General features: G+C 40.3%; 23 protein-coding genes. All 23 read left to right on the top strand.

The features are described from left to right. The first annotated feature begins 6 nt into the window (after positions 1–6). The 23 genes from fliG (at position 7) to DX933_RS04520 (ending at position 19219) form a co-directional block, all read left to right on the top strand. Complete coding sequence (gene fliG, locus DX933_RS04630) at positions 7–1020, top strand: flagellar motor switch protein FliG (protein ID WP_123315315.1); 1014 nt, start codon at positions 7–9, stop codon at positions 1018–1020. Continuing rightward, positions 1013–1771 carry a flagellar assembly protein FliH gene (gene fliH, locus DX933_RS04625; protein ID WP_190279414.1) on the top strand — a complete coding sequence of 253 codons (759 nt, stop codon included), beginning with the start codon at positions 1013–1015 and terminating at the stop codon, positions 1769–1771. Before fliG ends, fliH begins: the two co-directional genes overlap by 8 nt. Further along, positions 1772–3094, top strand: coding sequence for a flagellar protein export ATPase FliI (fliI, locus tag DX933_RS04620; protein ID WP_123315313.1), 1323 nt, complete (start codon positions 1772–1774; stop codon positions 3092–3094). Beyond that, complete coding sequence (fliJ, locus tag DX933_RS04615; protein WP_123315312.1) at positions 3091–3537, top strand: flagellar export protein FliJ; 447 nt, start codon at positions 3091–3093, stop codon at positions 3535–3537. The genes fliI and fliJ overlap by 4 nt, the downstream gene beginning before the upstream one ends. A gap of 5 nt (positions 3538–3542) precedes the next feature. Then, complete coding sequence (locus DX933_RS04610; protein WP_190279413.1) at positions 3543–4133, top strand: MotE family protein; 591 nt, start codon at positions 3543–3545, stop codon at positions 4131–4133. A gap of 35 nt (positions 4134–4168) precedes the next feature. Then, entirely contained in the window at positions 4169–5593 is a 1425-nt protein-coding gene (locus tag DX933_RS04605) for a flagellar hook-length control protein FliK (RefSeq protein WP_123315310.1), read from the top strand. Positions 5594–5603: 10 nt separating this feature from the next. Continuing rightward, the gene (flgD, locus tag DX933_RS04600) at positions 5604–6089 is read left to right on the top strand and encodes a flagellar hook assembly protein FlgD (RefSeq protein WP_123315309.1); all 486 of its coding nucleotides are present in this window, start codon (positions 5604–5606) and stop codon (positions 6087–6089) included. A gap of 6 nt (positions 6090–6095) precedes the next feature. Beyond that, entirely contained in the window at positions 6096–6464 is a 369-nt protein-coding gene (locus tag DX933_RS04595) for a TIGR02530 family flagellar biosynthesis protein (RefSeq protein ID WP_123315308.1), read from the top strand. A gap of 83 nt (positions 6465–6547) precedes the next feature. After that, the gene (flgG, locus tag DX933_RS04590; RefSeq protein WP_123315307.1) at positions 6548–7351 is read left to right on the top strand and encodes a flagellar basal body rod protein FlgG; all 804 of its coding nucleotides are present in this window, start codon (positions 6548–6550) and stop codon (positions 7349–7351) included. A 43-nt stretch (positions 7352–7394) separates the two neighbouring features. Beyond that, positions 7395–7613 (top strand): flagellar FlbD family protein, encoded by a 219-nt coding sequence (locus DX933_RS04585; RefSeq protein WP_123315306.1) that lies wholly within the window; start codon positions 7395–7397, stop codon positions 7611–7613. Then, a complete protein-coding gene (gene fliL, locus DX933_RS04580) occupies positions 7606–8025 on the top strand; it encodes a flagellar basal body-associated protein FliL (RefSeq protein ID WP_123315305.1) in 420 nt (139 codons plus the stop codon). The genes DX933_RS04585 and fliL overlap by 8 nt, the downstream gene beginning before the upstream one ends. Positions 8026–8090: 65 nt before the next feature. Next, the gene (gene fliM, locus DX933_RS04575; RefSeq protein WP_123315304.1) at positions 8091–9089 is read left to right on the top strand and encodes a flagellar motor switch protein FliM; all 999 of its coding nucleotides are present in this window, start codon (positions 8091–8093) and stop codon (positions 9087–9089) included. After that, positions 9082–10218, top strand: coding sequence for a flagellar motor switch phosphatase FliY (fliY, locus tag DX933_RS04570; protein WP_123315303.1), 1137 nt, complete (start codon positions 9082–9084; stop codon positions 10216–10218). Before fliM ends, fliY begins: the two co-directional genes overlap by 8 nt. 15 nt (positions 10219–10233) lie before the next feature. Beyond that, on the top strand, positions 10234–10596 hold the full coding sequence (locus DX933_RS04565) for a response regulator (RefSeq protein WP_123315302.1): 363 nt from the start codon (positions 10234–10236) through the stop codon (positions 10594–10596). A gap of 16 nt (positions 10597–10612) precedes the next feature. Next, entirely contained in the window at positions 10613–11257 is a 645-nt protein-coding gene (locus DX933_RS04560) for a flagellar biosynthetic protein FliO (RefSeq protein ID WP_123315301.1), read from the top strand. Next, positions 11250–11915, top strand: coding sequence for a flagellar type III secretion system pore protein FliP (gene fliP, locus DX933_RS04555; protein ID WP_123315300.1), 666 nt, complete (start codon positions 11250–11252; stop codon positions 11913–11915). Before DX933_RS04560 ends, fliP begins: the two co-directional genes overlap by 8 nt. A gap of 36 nt (positions 11916–11951) precedes the next feature. Continuing rightward, positions 11952–12221: a flagellar biosynthesis protein FliQ gene (gene fliQ, locus DX933_RS04550; protein ID WP_123315299.1), complete on the top strand. Its 270-nt coding sequence runs from the start codon at positions 11952–11954 to the stop codon at positions 12219–12221. A gap of 4 nt (positions 12222–12225) precedes the next feature. Continuing rightward, entirely contained in the window at positions 12226–13005 is a 780-nt protein-coding gene (gene fliR / locus DX933_RS04545; protein ID WP_123315298.1) for a flagellar biosynthetic protein FliR, read from the top strand. A 1-nt stretch (position 13006) separates the two neighbouring features. Beyond that, complete coding sequence (gene flhB / locus DX933_RS04540) at positions 13007–14086, top strand: flagellar biosynthesis protein FlhB (RefSeq protein WP_123315297.1); 1080 nt, start codon at positions 13007–13009, stop codon at positions 14084–14086. Positions 14087–14108: 22 nt separating this feature from the next. After that, the gene (gene flhA, locus DX933_RS04535) at positions 14109–16142 is read left to right on the top strand and encodes a flagellar biosynthesis protein FlhA (protein WP_123315296.1); all 2034 of its coding nucleotides are present in this window, start codon (positions 14109–14111) and stop codon (positions 16140–16142) included. Beyond that, positions 16139–17296: a flagellar biosynthesis protein FlhF gene (flhF, locus tag DX933_RS04530; RefSeq protein ID WP_123315295.1), complete on the top strand. Its 1158-nt coding sequence runs from the start codon at positions 16139–16141 to the stop codon at positions 17294–17296. Before flhA ends, flhF begins: the two co-directional genes overlap by 4 nt. Next, complete coding sequence (locus DX933_RS04525; RefSeq protein ID WP_123315294.1) at positions 17289–18155, top strand: MinD/ParA family protein; 867 nt, start codon at positions 17289–17291, stop codon at positions 18153–18155. The genes flhF and DX933_RS04525 overlap by 8 nt, the downstream gene beginning before the upstream one ends. A 5-nt stretch (positions 18156–18160) precedes the next feature. Beyond that, a complete protein-coding gene (locus tag DX933_RS04520) occupies positions 18161–19219 on the top strand; it encodes a protein-glutamate methylesterase/protein-glutamine glutaminase (RefSeq protein ID WP_123315293.1) in 1059 nt (352 codons plus the stop codon). The last annotated feature ends 22 nt before the right edge of the window (positions 19220–19241 follow it).

Below are 19241 nucleotides of genomic sequence, written 5' to 3'. Positions count from 1 at the left end.
GTTTCTATGGCAAGGCAAAAGGGTGCTTTAACAGGGAAACAAAAAGCAGCCATTCTACTAATTTCATTGGGACCGGATGTGTCGGCCCAAGTATATAAACATTTGACAGAAGAAGAGATTGAAAAGCTTAGCCTTGAAATATCCTCTGTAAAAAAAGTAGACACAGATATGAAAGAGGATGTGGTGGAACAATTTCACCAAATCGCATTGGCTCAGGATTATATATCTCAAGGCGGAATTGGTTATGCCAAAACGGTATTAGAAAAGGCATTTGGTAAGGAAGAAGCAACCAATATCATTAACCGCCTTACTTCTTCTTTACAGGTGCGTCCGTTTGATTTTGCACGCAAGGCTGATCCACAGCAATTACTGAACTTTATTCAAGGGGAGCATCCGCAAACCATCGCACTTGTATTATCCTATTTGGATTCAGAGCAGTCGGGTCAAATACTTTCGGAGCTGCCCCAGGATATGCAGGCGGATATTGCCAGACGAATCGCAACAATGGATTCAACTTCACCGGAAATCATTAGTCAGGTGGAACAGGTATTAGAAAAAAACATATCTTCATCCTTTACAGATGATTATACGCAAACTGGTGGAATTCAAGCTGTTGTGGAAGTTTTGAATGGAGTAGATCGAAGTACTGAAAGAACTATTCTGGACGCACTTGAAATACAAGATCCAGAACTTGCGGAAGAAATCAAAAAACGGATGTTTGTCTTTGAGGATATTGTTATTCTGGATAATCGTGCCATCCAACGCGTGATTCGAGAAGTGGAAAATGAAGACCTGCGTTTAGCATTACGTGTAGCAAGTGATGAAGTAAAGGATATTGTCTTTAAGAATATGTCACAGCGAATGGCAGAAACCTTTAAAGAAGAAATGGAATACATGGGTCCTGTTCGTTTGCGGGATGTGGAAGAAGCGCAGACGCGTATTGTTTCTGTTATCCGGCGCTTAGAAGATGTTGGCGAAATTGTCATTGCAAGAGGTGGAGGAGATGATATCATTGTCTGATTATCCACAGGAAAATGAACATGCATCTAATGGACGCATCGTTAAAATTAAGTCCATGAAGACCGTGCGTCAACAGTTTCAACTACAGGATAATGTTCAATCCGCCAAGCAAAGCAGTATGCAAGAATTGAAGCTCTTGCAGGATGAATTGATGGAATTGCGTGCACAAAAGAACCAGCTACTAAAAGAAACGCAAGAACAGATAGAAAAAGAACGTGAAGACTGGGAAACCGAAAAAGCGGGGTGGATAGACCAAGCCAAGCAAGCTGGTTTTCAAGAGGGATTAAACCTGGGGAAGCAGGCTGGTGCAAAGGAATATGAAGCTTTAATTCAGCAGATGAATGACATCGTCGCCTCCGCACGGAATGACTATCATGACACAATTGACCATGCGGAAGAAGATATTTTGGAAATTGGCATTCAAATCGCAGGAAAAATAATGAAGAGAACCATCAATGAAGATAGAACAACCTTTCTGCCGCTTGTGAGAGCTGCCATTCAGGAAGTAAAAAATCAGCCAGCCATTTCGATTTATTTGCATCCAGATGATTATGAGTACGTGTTGGCGCAAAAGGATGAGCTCATGCGGATGCTGGATCAGCATGCAACGTTATCGATTGGTATAGATGATTCATTGTCAGCAGGAAGCTGTGTCATCGAACATCCATATGGGAAAATCGATGCCAGTATTGATACACAGCTGGAATCAATCCGCATCCAATTACAGGAAGTATTAAATGGAGACGAGTAAATGAGTAGACTGCAGGTTTTATCCGATATGAAAAATATGGATACATATAAACGTTATGGAAGTGTGCAGCAGGTAGTTGGGTTGATGATTGAATCAAAAGGACCTGCCGCGAACATTGGTGAAGTATGTTACATCCATCCTTCCTCAAAAAGAGGTAAACCTGTAGTGGCTGAGGTTGTTGGTTTTAACCAAGAAAAAATGCTGCTCATGCCCTTTGGTGAAGTAACAGAGATTGGGCCAGGCTGTCTTGTTGAATCTACAGGAAAGGCGCTAAAAATTAAAGTAGGCAGAAGCTTAATTGGAAGTGTGCTAGATTCACTGGGAAAGCCACTGGATCAATCAGCATTACCGAAGGGGTTGGTATCCTATTCAACAGAGCAATCGCCACCAAACCCACTGAAACGTGCATCCATAAAGGAACCGGTTCAGGTCGGTGTAAAGGTTATTGATAGTTTACTAACCGTTGGAAAAGGGCAACGGGTTGGTCTTTTTGCGGGTAGTGGTGTTGGTAAAAGTACTTTACTTGGGATGATTGCCAGAAATAGTGAAGCGGATTTGAATGTGATTGCGCTTATCGGTGAACGAGGTCGTGAAGTACGTGAATTTATCGAGAATGATCTTGGCCCAGAAGGTTTAAAAAAATCAATTGTTGTCGTAGCGACATCAGATCAGCCCGCGCTAATGCGAATCAAGGGTGCATATACCGCTACAGCAATTAGTGAATATTTTCGTGACCAAGGCTACCAAGTTAATCTCATGATGGATTCTGTGACCAGATTTGCAATGGCACAGCGAGAAACAGGGTTAGCAGTTGGAGAGCCACCGACGACGAAAGGCTATACGCCATCGGTTTTTGCAGCATTACCTAAGTTATTGGAACGAACTGGTACAAATGAAATAGGCGCTATTACAGCTTTTTACACGGTATTGGTCGATGGGGATGATATGAACGAACCGATTGCGGATACGGTAAGAGGAATTTTAGATGGGCACTTCGTCATGGATAGAAAATTAGCAGAACGTGGGCAGTTTCCAGCAATCAATGCTCTGAAGTCAATTAGTCGTGTCATGCATGCTATCGTAGACGAAAATCATCGGCAGAACGCGCAGGAGTTACGTACGTTAATGGCCTCCTATGAGGAAAATAGTGAATTGATCCAAATAGGTGCCTATAAAAGGGGAACAAGTCAAGAAATCGATCGGGCAATTGCTTACTATCCAAAAATACAAGCTTTTTTAAAGCAGGATGTTTATGAAACACAGCCTTTATCAGACTCCGTGCTGCAAATGGAAAGGCTGTTACATGGGGGTGTCACGTCATGACAAATACGGTTGCATTATCAAAAATACTTCATATACGAGAAAGAGAAAAAAATGAAGCGCAATCAGCCTATAGCCAAGCAATGCAGTTTTTCGAGGATGCTGCGACGCAATTATATCGTTTGCTTAAACAAAAAGAAGAAGCAGAGGAGTCTTATGAAGATTCCCTTCAACATACGATTCAAATTGATGTCATGAAAGAGCAAGCAGCTTACATAGAAGTGCTAAATCGACAAATGATGGAATTGCAGAAAAAAGTACAACTTGCTCGTTCCGAGATGGAGGCAAGACAAGCTACGCTCACTGACGCACATGTGGAAGTGAAAAAGTTCGAGAAAATCATTGAAATACGTGAAAAGGAATTTGCGGAAACGGTGCGTAGACAGGAAACAATGGCAATGGATGAAGTATCTATCCAGCAATATGTGAGCCAGAATAATAGGTGATGAAAATGGCAGGGAAAATGAATAGCAAGCATAAAAAACGCTCCAATCCCATTTTATGGGTCGTTTTTGCAATTGTGATTCCAATTATGATCGTGATAGCGCTGATCATCGCTGCCCTATCCTTCGCGGGTTTTGAAGTAATGGATTGGTTAAAGGACAAAGGACGAAATATTCCTGTCGTTTCCAAGATGATTCCGGATGAAGAGGCAGGGCCTTCACTTGAATTAGTTATTGAAGATTTGGAAACGGATATTGCAGTGAAGAATGCGGATCTTAAATTAATCGAGAAGGAAAATGAAGATTTACATGGCACGATTACCCAGTTGGAAGAAAAGGTAAAACATTTGGAAGCGAAAGTAGCTGCATCTGATCTTCCAGAGGGCACAGCTACCGAAGAAAAGGACATGCTCAAGGAACTGGCTGCTTCCTTTCGAACGATGGAAGGTAAGCAAGCAGCACAAATACTTGAGAAAATGAGTCATCAGGAGGCTGCAACTATTTTAGCACAGGTTTCTTCTAAGGTTCGCGGATCAATCTTAGGTGCGATGGACCCGGAAATAGCCGCCAAACTGACAAAAAACATGCTTCAACAATAAATATCAACATCACGACCTTGAAAGGGGGTGAAAAAATGATCCAGATGAATACATTATTCACTTCAGGTATATCTTTATCGGATGGTAGGTTAGCGGAAAAGGAAAGTGCCGATTCAAGTACATCTACCTTCGGACAACAATTAGCAGCATTACAAGATGTGACGACAACTGATAGGGAAGCGGTTGAAAAGGAAATGACTGCCAATGAGAAGGAAAGCATGACGATGGAATTGGAAGAAAACCAGGATGAATGGTCTACCAAGCCTATTCCAACTATGCCGTGGAACATGGATGGGATTGCTCAACTGGAAAATATCCTCGTTCAAACAGGCGCTTTGGCTCAACCGAGTGATTCGTTACAAGAACTGTCAGCTGCCGTTCCGATAGAGGGGATATCGCATGTAGAAGAAATTGCCGATACGGAGCAGGTCATGCATATAACAGCGACAGAAGAAGAGCTGGATAATCAACTGAAGCAGCTAGAGAAGCAACTGGACGCCATTTTGGCTCGTGTAACGACAATGCAGGAGGCACTGGAACATGCACCCCAGCTGCTACAATTGCTTGAACAATACTCACTGCTTATGCAGCAACAAAATGCATTGGGAGCGAAGTCGTCTACACCAATGGAGGCGGTACATCCAAATTGGAATAGGCCCAACGAACCTATCCCCATTCAAATTGGGCCATATGAGCCAGTCCCGGTTGAAGATTGGGCAGATGTCAAAATAACCGCTGAAGTAAACAGAGAAAAAGTGTTTCCAACACAGGATACAGAAGAGCAGGGAATAAGAGAAAAGTTAATACATCTATTTGAAAAACGCAGTCACTCTAAAGTCCAGCAGCATTATCCAATGAATGCAGAGCTGACAAGTAAAGATATTGCCAAATGGCTCATTCATGAAATGCAGTTGGAGCCAGAAACGATTACGAAACCAACAGAAGTGACACAGCCTCATGCTGCAGGTACTGTTCTACCAATGTCTAAGTTGGAGCAATATGTTGTACATGTGCAATTGACACAGGATTCGCCAACGGTTGATAAACAATTGATGTCCCAGTTTGAAAAAGCAATTCAAACGACAGGTTTTCTACAGTCACCAGGGAGAAGCCAGTTAACGATTGCATTAAATCCGGGTAATCTGGGGGATATTCTCATTCGATTTACTGAAATAAATGGCGAAATGACCGTGAAGATGGTTGTTGCAACAGCACAAGCTAAAGAAATGCTTGAATCCAACTTGCATCAATTAAAGCATATGTTTTCGCCGCATCAGGTTGTTATTGAAAGGCAAGAGCCAACCATTCAAACAACACAGGAAGCACAGCAGGAACAAGCCGATCAGTCTTTTGAAGAACAAGATCAAGAGCATGCTAGTGGATCCCATTCAGGTCATTCACATCAAGAGAAACATGATTTTGCACAGACTTTTCAAGAGGCGCTAGATGAGAAAGTGTAGGTGAGTAATGATGAATACAATCGATCCATCCTTTTATTTAAAGAATCAAACGACCGATCGAACGCCAAGTACGGAACTAGGGAAAGACGAATTCATTAAGATTTTGATGACACAGCTTCAAAATCAGGACCCATTAAATCCGATGGAAGATCGGGATTTCATAGCACAAATGGCTACATTTTCTTCATTGGAACAAATGATGAACATGTCGAAGTCTATTGACACACTCGTACAGAGTCAATTAATGTCTCCTGTGATTCAGTATAGTCATATGATTGGCAAGACTGTCTCCTACCAGGATTATGATGAAGAAACTGGTAAAAAAGGTGATTTGATTACTGCAAAAGTTATCTCAGTAAGTCAATCAGAAGGCTGGGCGATATTGGAGCTGGATAATGGCGAAAAAATATATGCTGACTCCATTTTGGAAATTAAGGATGCATCCACAGAAACCAATGAGCCAGAAGAAGATGATGCTCCATCACAGAAGGAGTGATACGTAGTGGACCATCGTATCCACCAAGTACCTGGTCAGCATTCCTTGCATATCCATTCTGCACAGCGACCCAAACAAACAAGTATTGATTTTAAACAGGTTTTACAGGGCGCTCAGGATTTAAAGATTAGCAAGCATGCTACAGAACGCTTGCAGGAAAGAAATATTCATATTAATGATCAGCAATGGGCAGCAATCGGTGAGAAGGTCACTGAAGCAAGAAAAAAAGGAATTACGGATTCTCTCGTTATCATGAATCACGCAGCACTACTTGTTAGTGCAAGTAATCATACCGTCGTGACAGCAATGGATCGAGCGGAAGCGAAGGATCGGATTTTTACGAATATTAATGGAACCATTTTAATGGAAGAATAGGCTGGACCCATTAGGGAGGCCAAAGCTGCTGACTGACAGATGCAGCACACATCAAAATAATAACCTAAAAGGGGAAATGAAACATGTTACGTTCAATGTATGCAGGAATTTCAGGAATGAAAGGTTTTCAAACGAAGCTAGATGTAATTGGAAATAATATTGCCAACGTCAATACAGTTGGGTTTAAGAAAGGTCGTGTTACGTTTCAGGATCTTATGAGTCAAACGATGGTAAGTGCTAATGCTCCTACGGATGTACGAGGTGGTACGAATCCTTCCCAAGTTGGACTAGGTTCGAAAATTGGTTCCATCGACAATATCCATACACAAGGATTTAGCCAAACAACAAACAGCCCATTGGATTTGCAGTTAGAAGGAGACGGCATGTTTATCCTTGATACACCAGAAGGCAGAGTATATACCCGTGCCGGGAACTTTTACTTAGATGGGGATGACAATCTGGTAAATGCTGATGGATATTTTGTATTAGATGTCAACGGAGATCGTATTAATTTAAGCGAAGCGAATAGCATTAGTATCGGTAAAGATGGTGTGATTACTGTTGTTGGAGATGATAACAATCCAAGCGAGCGAGCGCAAATCGGAATTGCTGTTTTTGCTAACCCAGGTGGATTAGAAAAAATTGGCGGTAATTTATATCGTGCTACAAGCAATGCTGGTACTGGAACAGATGGGGAGCCAACAATCATTGCGCCAGAAAGTGATGGTGCAGCAACAATCGTTAGCGGTGCATTAGAAATGTCGAATGTAGATTTATCAGAAGAATTTACCGAAATGATTACTGCTCAGCGTGGTTTCCAGGCAAATACGAGAATTATTACAACCTCTGATGAGATTTTGCAAGAACTCGTTAACCTAAAACGATAAAAGGAGGTGGGGGCGCTTCTAAGGGCGCCCCTCACATCAAACCATGATTGAATTAACTAGATTGAATGGCGATGTTTTTTTATTAAATGCTTTAATGATTAAAGAATTGCAGTCTCTTCCAGATACGACCATCACATTGATAGATGGTAAGAAGATTGTCGTTAGGGAACAGGTGGATGCTGTTTCGGAAATGATTACTTCCTATTATCAACAGATTGGTTTACAGCAATTAATCAGTAAGGCGGGTGAGTCAAATGAGTAAATTGGTTAAAACAATGCTAACTTCGATTATTAGTATTGTATTAATTGGGACACTTGCAGCTTTTATTGTTTTATATGTACTGGACAATGAAAAAACAACGGATGCACAGTCTATTGATGAAATGGTCGAGCTTTCCTATGAAACACCTGAAGTAACAACGGATTTGGAGGATGGAAGCTTCGTTCGGATACAATTCCAATTGATCCTGGATAGTAAGGATGCGAAAAAGGAAATTACCAAACGGGAATTCCAAGTGCGTAACCAAATTATTAAAGAACTAGCAACAATGAAAGAAGCAGATTTTAAATCAGGTCTAGGAAAATTAGAAGAACAGCTTCAGACCAAGCTGAATGAACTAATGACAGAAGGCGAAGTTACAGGTGTATATACCATTAGCAAAATCCTGCAATAACGATCCTGTCGGTGGGTGCATTCTACATATGCTTCAAAAGTTTGTCCAAGTTGGAGGTGACCGAATTGGTTGACGAAGTACTATCACAAAATGAAATCGACGCATTGTTATCAGCATTGACCTCGGGGGAAATGGATGCGGATGAGTTAAAGAAAGACGAACAAGAAAAGCGAGTCCGTGTGTATGACTTTAAACGTGCGTTACGATTTTCCAAAGATCAAATCCGTAGCATTGGCAGAATTCATGAGAACTATGCTCGGTTACTAACAACCTTTTTCTCAGCGCAATTACGTACATATGTGAGTATCAATGTTGCATCGGTAGACCAAATACCATATGAGGAATTTATTCGTTCCATACCTGAAATTACTGTACTGAACGTGTACCAACTTGCACCACTGGATGGGCGCATGATTATGGAAATCAATCCGAATATTGCCTATGGCCTGCTGGATCGGGTGCTTGGTGGTAGAGGGGATGGAATAAATAAGGTTGATAGTTTAACAGAAATTGAAACCATTTTAATGTCACAGCTGTTTGAAAAAGCTAGCGTTAACTTAAAGGAGGCATGGTCCTCTATTGTCTCTATAGATCCAGTACTGGAGGACTTTGAAGTGAATCCACAATTCCTTCAAATGATATCTCCTAATGAAACAGTTGTAGTCGTTTCGCTGAATACGATGATTGGTGAAACGAGCGGCATGATCAATATCTGTATTCCGCATATTGTGTTGGAGCCAATCATTCCAAAGCTATCTGCCCACTATTGGATGCAAACAGCCAAGAAAGAGCGGGATGAGGCAGTCTATGAGAAACTGTCAGCAAATATACAAGCTGCCAATGTTGAGGTCAAGGCATTACTTGGTGAAACAAATATTAGTGTACAGGATTTTATTCATATGCAATCCAATGACATTATTTCGCTGAATCAGCCAATTGAACAGCCGTTACAGCTGTTGATTAATGATGAAGCCAAATTCCATGTCCAAGCTGGAAAGCTAAAAAACAAAATTTCGGTACAGATATTGGAAGATATAGAGGAAGGGAATGAACAGAATGAATGATAGCATGCTTTCCCAAGATGAGATTGATGCGCTATTAAAAATAAGCGAAGCAGAAGATCAAGCGGATGAAATGAATGAATTAACCGATATCGAAATCGATACGCTTGGAGAAATAGGCAATATATCGATTGGCAGCTCTGCTACTACGCTATCCACTTTGCTGAATCAAAAGGTAGAAATAACGACACCGACCGTTTCAGTTGTCAGCAGAGAAGAGCTCATTGAATCTTTTAACTTTGATCGTGTGAATATCCAAGTGAATTATATTGAAGGATTTTCCGGACAAAATGTATTGGTGATTTTATCGAGGGACGCGTCCATCATCTCAGATATTATGCTTGGTGGAGATGGAACAAATCCTGATGAGGAGCTGACCGACATTCATTTGAGTGCTGTTCAAGAAGCGATGAATCAGATGATGGGTGCAGCAGCAACCAGTATGTCTACGATATTTAACAAGCGTGTGGACATTTCACCACCTGCGATTCAATTAACAAAGGAAAATGAACAAGCTGATAGTGAAGAAATTGGTACTGCGGAAACATTTGTGAAGGTATCCTTCCAGTTAAAGGTTGGAAATCTAATCGATTCCTGTTTCAAACAGCTGATGCCTATTGACTTTGCAAAAAGCTTGGTTGGCCAATTACTAGATGAGCCTCAGGAGGAAGATTCTTCAGCTCCATTTGAAAGTGAAGCTATGACAAAGGATGTTTTTTCCGAAGAACCTGTGAGTCAGCCAACAGCGATGCCGGTAGATCGAAAGGAGCGTGCACCACAATACATGGGGAATCCAGTTGATCACAACCAATCAAATGTACAGCAGGCAGTCTTTTCTAATTTTGAACAGGTGGAATTTAATCAATCGGAACGCAGAAATTTAGATATGCTATTGGATATTCCGTTAAAGGTAACGGTTGAATTAGGAAGGACCAAACGCAGTATTAAAGATATTTTGGAATTAACGTCTGGTTCTATTGTGGAGTTAGATAAGCTGGCCGGAGAACCGGTTGATATTCTTGTAAATGAGAAATTAATAGCTCGCGGAGAGGTTGTTGTAATTGAAGAAAACTTCGGTGTGCGGGTGACAGGTATTATTAGCCAATCAGATAGAATAAAAAATCTTAAATAATAAGGGGAATGAAAAATGGGACAACGGATTTTAATTGTTGATGATGCAGCATTTATGCGAATGATGATCAAAGATATTTTAGTAAAAAATGGTTTCGATGTAGTTGGTGAAGCACAGGATGGCCAGCAAGCGGTCGAAAAGTATAAAGAATTGGAACCTGATTTAGTAACAATGGATATTACCATGCCGGAGATGGATGGAATTACAGCTTTGAAACAGATTTTAAATATCCATTCAAGTGCGAAAGTAATTATGTGTTCTGCGATGGGCCAGCAAGCAATGGTCATCGATGCTATCCAAGCGGGTGCGAAGGATTTCATCGTAAAACCATTTCAGGCTGATCGTGTCATAGAAGCAATTCAGAAAGTGCTGAACTAAGAAAAGAGTGAATAACATGCTAAAAAAACTTAGCATCAGCTTTATGCTCGTATTGCTGTTATTCTACATTCCTTTTTCTTCGGTAAGTGCAAAGGATAAGTACTTGGACGAGTGTTTGGAAGAAGATGCAGATTGTATAGAAAATGAGCCAGCCCAGCAAGAGAATCAGTCAGAAACCATTGGCGAGGTAGCAGATTCTGAATCATTGACATTTAGTGTGGTAAAAATGTTTTTTGCATTATTACTCGTCCTTGCATTGATTTATATTTTATTAAAGCTGATGAACCGACGAAATAAAATGTTTCAGCAGGTAAAGATGCTGGAAAATTTAGGTGGAATCTCAGTTGGCCAGAATAAGTCAATACAGCTTGTACGGATTGGTTCGAGACTCTATATCATCGGTGTAGGGGATAATGTGGAAATGCTTCAAGAAATTACAGATGAATCCGTCATACAGGAAATGATGGAACAAGAAAAGGATGAAGCAACATCTCATTCCTTTTTAAAACCATTCCTTTCCCTCCCAGCTTCAAAGAAAGATGATCATTCCAAGGAAGGAAAACAGGATTTTACTGCTTTGTTTTCGAGGGAGCTAAACAAGCTGAAGCAAAATCGTAAGCAGTTAGAACAAAAGAAACAGGAGACGGATCGATATGAATGAATTTATGGATATGTTTTCGAGCAGTGATCCGTCCGCAGTTTCCACATCGGTAAAATTATTACTACTTTTAACTGTTTTATCGCTGGCACCGAGTATTTTAATATTAATGACAAGTTTTACGAGAATCATTATTGTTTTATCGTTTGTACGGACATCTTTAGCAACCCAACAGATGCCGCCAAACCAAGTATTAATTGGCTTAGCACTTTTTCTTACTTTTTTTATCATGGCGCCGACATTTGGGGATGTATATAACGATGCATTACAGCCATTATTCGCAGAAGAAATAACATTGGATGAAGCATATGACCGTGCAAGTGCACCAGTGAAAGGTTTTATGGCCAAACATACGAGACAAAAGGATTTGGCATTATTTATGAATTACACCAACGGCGATAAGCCAGAAACTTTAGAGGATATTCCATTGACGACACTTGTGCCTGCGTTTGCCATCAGTGAACTGAAAACAGCCTTCCAAATGGGGTTCATGATTTTTATTCCGTTCCTAGTGATAGATATGGCTGTGGCAAGTGTATTGATGTCGATGGGAATGATGATGCTGCCACCAGTGATGATTTCTTTACCATTTAAAATATTATTATTTGTTTTGGTCGATGGCTGGTATTTAATTACCCACTCCTTATTAAGTGGCTTTTAATCAATAAGAATGGAATATACAAGGGGTTAATGAATCATGAATAGTGAATTTGTACTGGCATTAGCTGAAAAGGGAATATATACGATCCTACTTGTTGCGGGACCGTTGCTTATATTGGCATTAGCAGTTGGATTACTGGTCAGTATATTTCAAGCAACAACACAAATTCAGGAGCAAACCCTAGCATTTATTCCTAAAATTGTTGCTGTTCTTGTTGGTTTAGTCTTTTTTGGTCCATGGATGTTATCAAAAATGGTTCAATTTACATTGGAATTATTCCAAAATTTAAATCAGTTTGTAGGTTAGCGTTATGCTAGAAATTATTCAGGTTCAAAGCATTCCAATCTTCATGCTGTTATTGGTAAGGGTGTTGGCTTTTTTCATAACAATGCCGTTATTTTCTTATCGGACGATTCCTTTGCCCTTTAAGATTGGAATAAGCTTTTTCATTGCATTACTTATGTACACCACAGTGGACACATCCGGATTTGTATTGGATGAAAATTATTTATTTCTGCTTGCCAAAGAGATCATTGTTGGATTACTTATCGGGTTAATAGCTTATCTTATCCTGGCAGCCGTCCAAATTGCAGGAGGGTTTATCGACTTCCAGATGGGGTTTGCGATTGCAAACGTTGTGGACCCACAAACAGGTGCACAAAGCCCATTAATTGGACAGTATTTTTATATCATTGCGCTATTATTTTTATTATCGGTTGATGGACATCATTTGTTAATAGATGGAATGTTTTATAGCTATCAGCTCATTCCAATTGATGCATTTGTACCGTTTCAGGATGGAAGACTTCCAGAATTTATCATGCGTATCTTTAATCAGTTATTTTTAATTGCTTTTCAGATGTCTATACCGATTGTTGGCTGTTTGTTTTTGGTGGATGTGGCTTTAGGAATCATTGCAAGGACAGTTCCGCAATTAAACGTATTTGTTGTTGGTTTACCATTGAAGATATTTGTCAGCTTTGCTGTATTGGTCGTCTTTTTGGGCTTGTATATGACACTTGCCAAAAATCTTTTTGCTGCCATGTTTGAGGCGATGCATGGCTTGATGAAGTTATTTGGAGGAATCTAGTATGCTACTCAGGCTTGATATACAATTTTTCGCCGGTGAGAAAACAGAAAAGGCAACCCCGAAAAAGCGAGAAGATGAACGTAAAAAAGGGAAGGTAGCCAAAAGTCAAGATGTCAATACAGCCATATTATTGCTAGCATGTTTTATGGTGCTGATGGTATTTGCTCCATTTATGAAGGATGGCATGGTTTCACTTTACTATCACACCTTTACCGAAAGAATCAATTGGGAAGTTACGGAGCATTCCGTCCACCAGATCTTTTCTGGGGCAGCAATGGATGCAGCAAAAATAATTGCACCCATTGCATTAATTGCCATAGTCGCAGGGTTGGCTTCGAATTTAATGCAGATTGGCTTCCTATTTACGTCTGAACCATTGAAATTTGATTTGAAGAAAATTGACCCGATCCAAGGAGCAAAACGGATATTTTCCATTCGTGCCTTGGTTGAATTACTTAAGTCATTATTGAAAATTGTCTGCATTGGAGTCGTTACCTTTGCTGTGATTTGGATATACAAGGATGACATGATGATGATGGCTTTCAAAAGTGTAGACAGTTCCCTCGCATTTTTTGGAAAAACGATGTTAATCATGGGAATTGCTGCCACGATTGCCTTGTTGTTTCTGGCGGTGTTTGATTATGCTTATCAACGTTTTGATTATGAGAAAAACATGCGTATGTCAAAACAGGATATCCGAGATGAGCATAAGAACATTGAGGGAGACCCGCTAATTAAGTCTAAAATTAAAGAAAAACAAAGACAAATGGCGATGCGGCGTATGATGAGTGAGGTGCCAACCGCTGATGTCATCATAACGAATCCGACCCATTATGCCATTGCAGTTAAATATGATGAGGCAATTTCCAGTGCACCATATGTTGTTGCAAAGGGTGTAGATTTAACAGCGCAAAAAATCAAAGAAGTCGCAAAAGCTCATCAAATCATGACTGTTGAAAATAGACCGCTTGCCCGTTCCCTATATGCCCAGGTGGAAATTGGGGAGGCGATACCAGAGCAATTTTATCAAGCGATTGCAGAAATACTGGCTTATGTTTATCGGTTGGAGAGAAAAGTTTAAGCAATAAGGGAGAGACAGTTCCATGAAAGCCCGAGATTTATCCGTCCTAATTGGTGTTATTCTAATTATTATCATGCTAGTGATTCCATTGCCAGGTTGGTTGTTAAGTGTGCTGATCCTATGCAATATTTCATTGGCATTGATTGTTATATTGGTGTCTATGAATACACAGGAAGCATTGCAATTTTCCATTTTTCCTTCGCTTTTGCTATTGCTTACCTTATTTCGACTTGGCCTAAATGTTTCTACCACCCGTTCTATTTTATCTGAAGCTAATGCAGGTGGAGTAGTAGATACATTTGGTAGCTTTGTTATCGGAAATAATCCATTGGTTGGTTTTGTTGTATTTATCATTTTAGTAATTATTCAATTTCTAGTTATAACAAAGGGAGCCGAGCGAGTTTCAGAGGTAGCTGCTAGATTTACACTTGATGCTATGCCTGGTAAACAGATGAGTATTGATGCTGATTTGAACGCAGGTTTAATTTCCGAGCAGCAAGCAAAGGAAAGACGTGAAAAAGTAGAGAATGAAGCTGATTTTCATGGGGCGATGGATGGTGCAAGTAAATTCGTAAAAGGGGATGCCATTGCAGGGATTATCATTGTACTGATTAACATTGTCTTCGGTCTGATTATTGGTATGGTTCAAATGGATATGTCTTTTTCCGAAGCTGTTAATACCTTTATGCGACTAACGGTTGGGGATGGATTAGTGAGTCAAATACCTGCACTGCTTATTTCAACAGCAACAGGTATCGTTGTCACACGTGTATCGACAAGTAGTAGCAATCTTGGTACGGCTGTTACGGAACAATTATTGCAATATCCTAAACTATTGTTTATTGCTGCTGGAACAATCTTTTTCTTAGGGTTAACACCGATTAATTTCTTTTTAACGACTTTTATTGCTGGTTTTCTTGCAGTAAGTGGCTATTTATTATTAAAGCAAGCCGAAAAACCAGAGATACCAGAAGAAGAGGAGCTGGAAGAGGCAGAAGGCGAGGCAATGAAAACCTCGGAAAATGTTGTTGGTTTATTAAATATGGATCCAATTGAATTTGAATTTGGTTATGCATTAATTCCACTTGTAGATGCAAAGCAGGGTGGAGATTTATTGGATAGAGTGGTTATGATTCGTCGCCAGCTAGCATTAGAACTGGGAATGGTTATTCCAGTTGTTCGAATCCGGGATAATATCCAGTTAAATCCGAATGAATACCGTTTGAAGATCAAAGGAAATGAAGTAGCACGCGGCGAGTTATTATTAGATCATTATTTAGCGATGACACCAGATTTTAGTGACGATATTGAAGGAATCGAAACGAAAGAACCTGCATTTGGTTTGCCTGCTAAATGGATTAGTGAACAGTTGAAGGACGAAGCAGAGCTTTCCGGCTATACGGTTGTGGATCCATCGTCTGTTGTATCCACACATATGACAGAAATCATTAAAAAATATGCGCACACCTTATTAGGTCGACAGGAAACAAAGCAATTAATTGATCATCTGCAAGAAAATAATCCAATTTTAGTAGAAGAGGTTACACCAGAACCGCTCGCAATCGGTGATATTCAAAAGGTATTGGGCAAGCTGTTGCAGGAAAATGTATCTATCCGTAACTTACCAGTTATTTTTGAAACGTTAGCTGATTATTCCAAGCTAACGAATGATCCTGAATTGCTTGGCGAATATGCTAGACAATCCTTATCACCACAAATAACGAAGCAGTATGTACAGGATGATATGTCATTAAAGGTGCTGACCGTCTCAGGTAAAGTAGAAAAGTTGTTTGCAGAGGCCATTCAGCAAACAGAGCATGGCAGTTACTTGGCGTTACAGCCTGAAACACAGCAGGTCATTGTTAAAACGATCCATGAGGAAGTAGAAAAGCTGGAAATTCAGGAGGAGATACCGATTATTTTATGCTCCCCAGCAATTCGGATGTATGTGCGCCAATTAGTAGATCGCTTCCTACCACAGGTTGTTGTGCTTTCTTATAACGAATTGGAGCCTACCGTACAAATTCAGAGTGTTGGGGTGGTGAATGTAGCATGAAGGTAAAAAAGTTTATTGCGCAATCCATGCCGGAAGCGATGCAATCCATTCGAAAAGAAATGGGACCAGATGCAGTCATCCTGCAATCAAAGGAGATTCTTGACGGTGGCTTTCTTGGATTTTTTAAACAACGAAAAATAGAAGTTATCGCGGGGTTGGACCCAAATCCAATCAGAAGGAATGAACGGACTCCGAAGCAAATGAAGCAACCGTTGAAAGTTGACAAGATAACCAAACAAAAGACTGTCTCCAACATGAATCAGTTGGAGGAATCACCAACAAGTCAGGAAGTTCTAAAAGAAATACGGGAAATGAAGCAATATATGCAGGTAGTTGGTTTACAGGGAAAATCCTTGTTTATGGACCATTTTCAAACGATTTATAAACATTTACTAAACCAAGAGGTAGAGGCGGAGCAAGCGTTTCGGCTCGTTGCAGCTGCTGTAGAGAAAGCAGATGGAAAGGCTGAAAGCTTAACCTTTGATCAGACGGTAACTGCTGTTAAAACAGAGATACTGCATCAGCTATCAGACATTCCGTTTCAAGGGTTATCGTATACGAAAAAGATTGTCCGCTTTGTTGGCCCCACAGGTGTAGGGAAAACAACGACAATTGCCAAAATAGCCGCGAAAGCCCAGCTGACTGACGGGAAAAAAGTAGCACTCATTACGATGGACACGTATCGAATTGCAGCAGTAGAACAACTAAAAACCTATGCCAAAATATTAAATATACCTTTGGAGGTTGTCTACGCGAGTACCGATTTTAACAAAGCATTGGAAAAGTTTTCTGCCTATGACTTCATACTAGTAGACACAGCGGGAAGAAATTTTCGTGATGCACAATATATGGATGAAGTAAAAGAATTAACAGAGTTGCCATTTGAGATGGAGACCTATTTAGTATTATCCCTATCGGCAAAACAACAAGACTTACAAGCGATTAATCGCCAGTTTGAAGATGTTCCTATATATGGCTTTATTTTTACAAAACTAGATGAAACAAGGCAGTTTGGAAGTATGCTATCACTTGCTTTCGATAGACAAATTGGCATTTCATATGTTACAGCTGGTCAGGACGTACCGGAGGATATAGATGTTTTTTCAGCGGAGCAGTTATGCGGTTTGTTACTGGAGGACGTAGCCGATGAATGATCAAGCGGAAAACCTTCGGAAAAAAATGAAACAAAATGCGCAGATCAAACAGGCTAAAACTGTCGCGTTTGTTAGTGGAAAAGGCGGTGTAGGCAAGTCCAATATCGCAATTAATTTTTCTTTGGAATTAGCAGCAAAAGGTAACAAAGTATTACTACTGGATTTAGATATAGGGATGGGAAATGTGGAAATATTATTGGGACAACAGGCTAAGAAAACTGTTGTTGATATGCTCGAAGACAAGCTAGAGCTGCATGACATTGTAGAACATGGTCCAAATGGATTGGCATTCATAGCAGGGGGATCCGCTTTATCTGATTTTTTTCGTATGGATCAAAGATATATGGATCATTTTTCCAGTCAGCTTCAACAGGCGATTCAATGTTTTGACCATATTGTGTTGGATATGGGGGCTGGAGCAACTGCTGATAGTATGTATTTTATCCTTGCTGCAGATGCTTGTATTGTCATAACCACCCCTGAACCAACTGCAATCACAGATGCGTATGGGATGATTAAACATATCATTCATCACAATGGATCGATGCCAATTCAAGTTGTTATGAACCGTTCTACTTCTCCTAAAGGAGGACATGCTGCTTTAGAAAGATTTCGTTTGGTCGTTCAGCAATTTCTAAATATAGATGTGAAACCGCTTGGCATTATTCCGAATGATGAAGCGGTCACTCAGGCGGTCATTCGACAGCAGCCAGTTGTCTGCTCCAAACGAAAGTCACCTTTTTCCAAGGCAATTAAACAGACTGTAGAAAAGTATGGATTTGAATCACAACCTGTTGCGGAAAAAGATGCCGATTCGTTCATTCAAAAAATGAAATATTTTTTCTTGAAGGAGAGGTAGTCTAGTTGCAGCAGATACGTGTATTAATTGTTGATGATTCCGCATTTATGCGTAAAATGATTTCGGAAATCTTATCTTCTGATCAGCGAATTGAAGTGATAGGCACCGCACGAAATGGTGAAGAAGGGCTTGTGAAAATAAAAGAGCTTCAACCAGATGTAGTTACACTGGATGTGGAAATGCCAATTATGGACGGGATGACCGTACTTGCAAAAATCATGGAGGAGCAACCTCTTCCTGTTGTCATGCTCGCAAGTGAAACCAGTGGTGTTGCTGAAAAGACTGTCCAGGCCATTTCCAATGGAGCTGTTGATTTTATTGCAAAACCATCTGGTGCCATATCATTGGATATTCACAAAATAAAGGAAAAAATTATTACCAAGGTGGTTGCTGCTTCTCAAGTCAATTTCGCCACTGCTACCATATCGAAGCCAGTTGTAGATGGACAACATTTAACTAAAAACCATCGACATGCCCATACGCTCATAGCGATTGGTACATCAACTGGTGGACCCAGAGCGCTTCAGCAGGTGCTTTGCGATTTGCCGGGAATAGGGATGCCACCAATTGTTATCGTTCAGCATATGCCTCCAGGGTTTACGCTTTCACTGGCAAAACGATTGAATGGTTTGGCTAATATCCATGTGAAAGAGGCAGAACATGGTGAAAAGCTGAAGAGAAATACGGCCTATATTGCGCCCGGTGATTTTCACATGACGATTCGCCAATTGGGTACATCTATGTTCATTGAATTAACGAAGGATGCACCATTGAAGGGGCATCGGCCATCTGTAGATTACCTATTTCAATCGATTGCTGAATTAAAACAAATAAATAAAATAGCAGTTGTGCTGACCGGTATGGGAAATGATGGTGCGGCAGGTATCACACAGATGAAACGGATGGACAGGGAAACAATCGTTATAGCAGAGTCCAAAGAATCTGCAGTGATATATGGCATGCCGAAAGCGGCAGCACAAACGAATCTTGTAAATGAAATGGTTCTTTTACAGCAAATCGGTAAAACGATGGTTGATATGATTAATCACCCTACTGGTAGATAATTATTAATGATTGAGGAGGATG

The sequence above is a fragment of the Ornithinibacillus gellani genome (assembly GCF_003730295.1).
Taxonomy (GTDB): domain Bacteria; phylum Bacillota; class Bacilli; order Bacillales; family Amphibacillaceae; genus Ornithinibacillus_A; species Ornithinibacillus_A gellani.
This window is presented reverse-complemented; position numbering and strand designations above follow the sequence as displayed.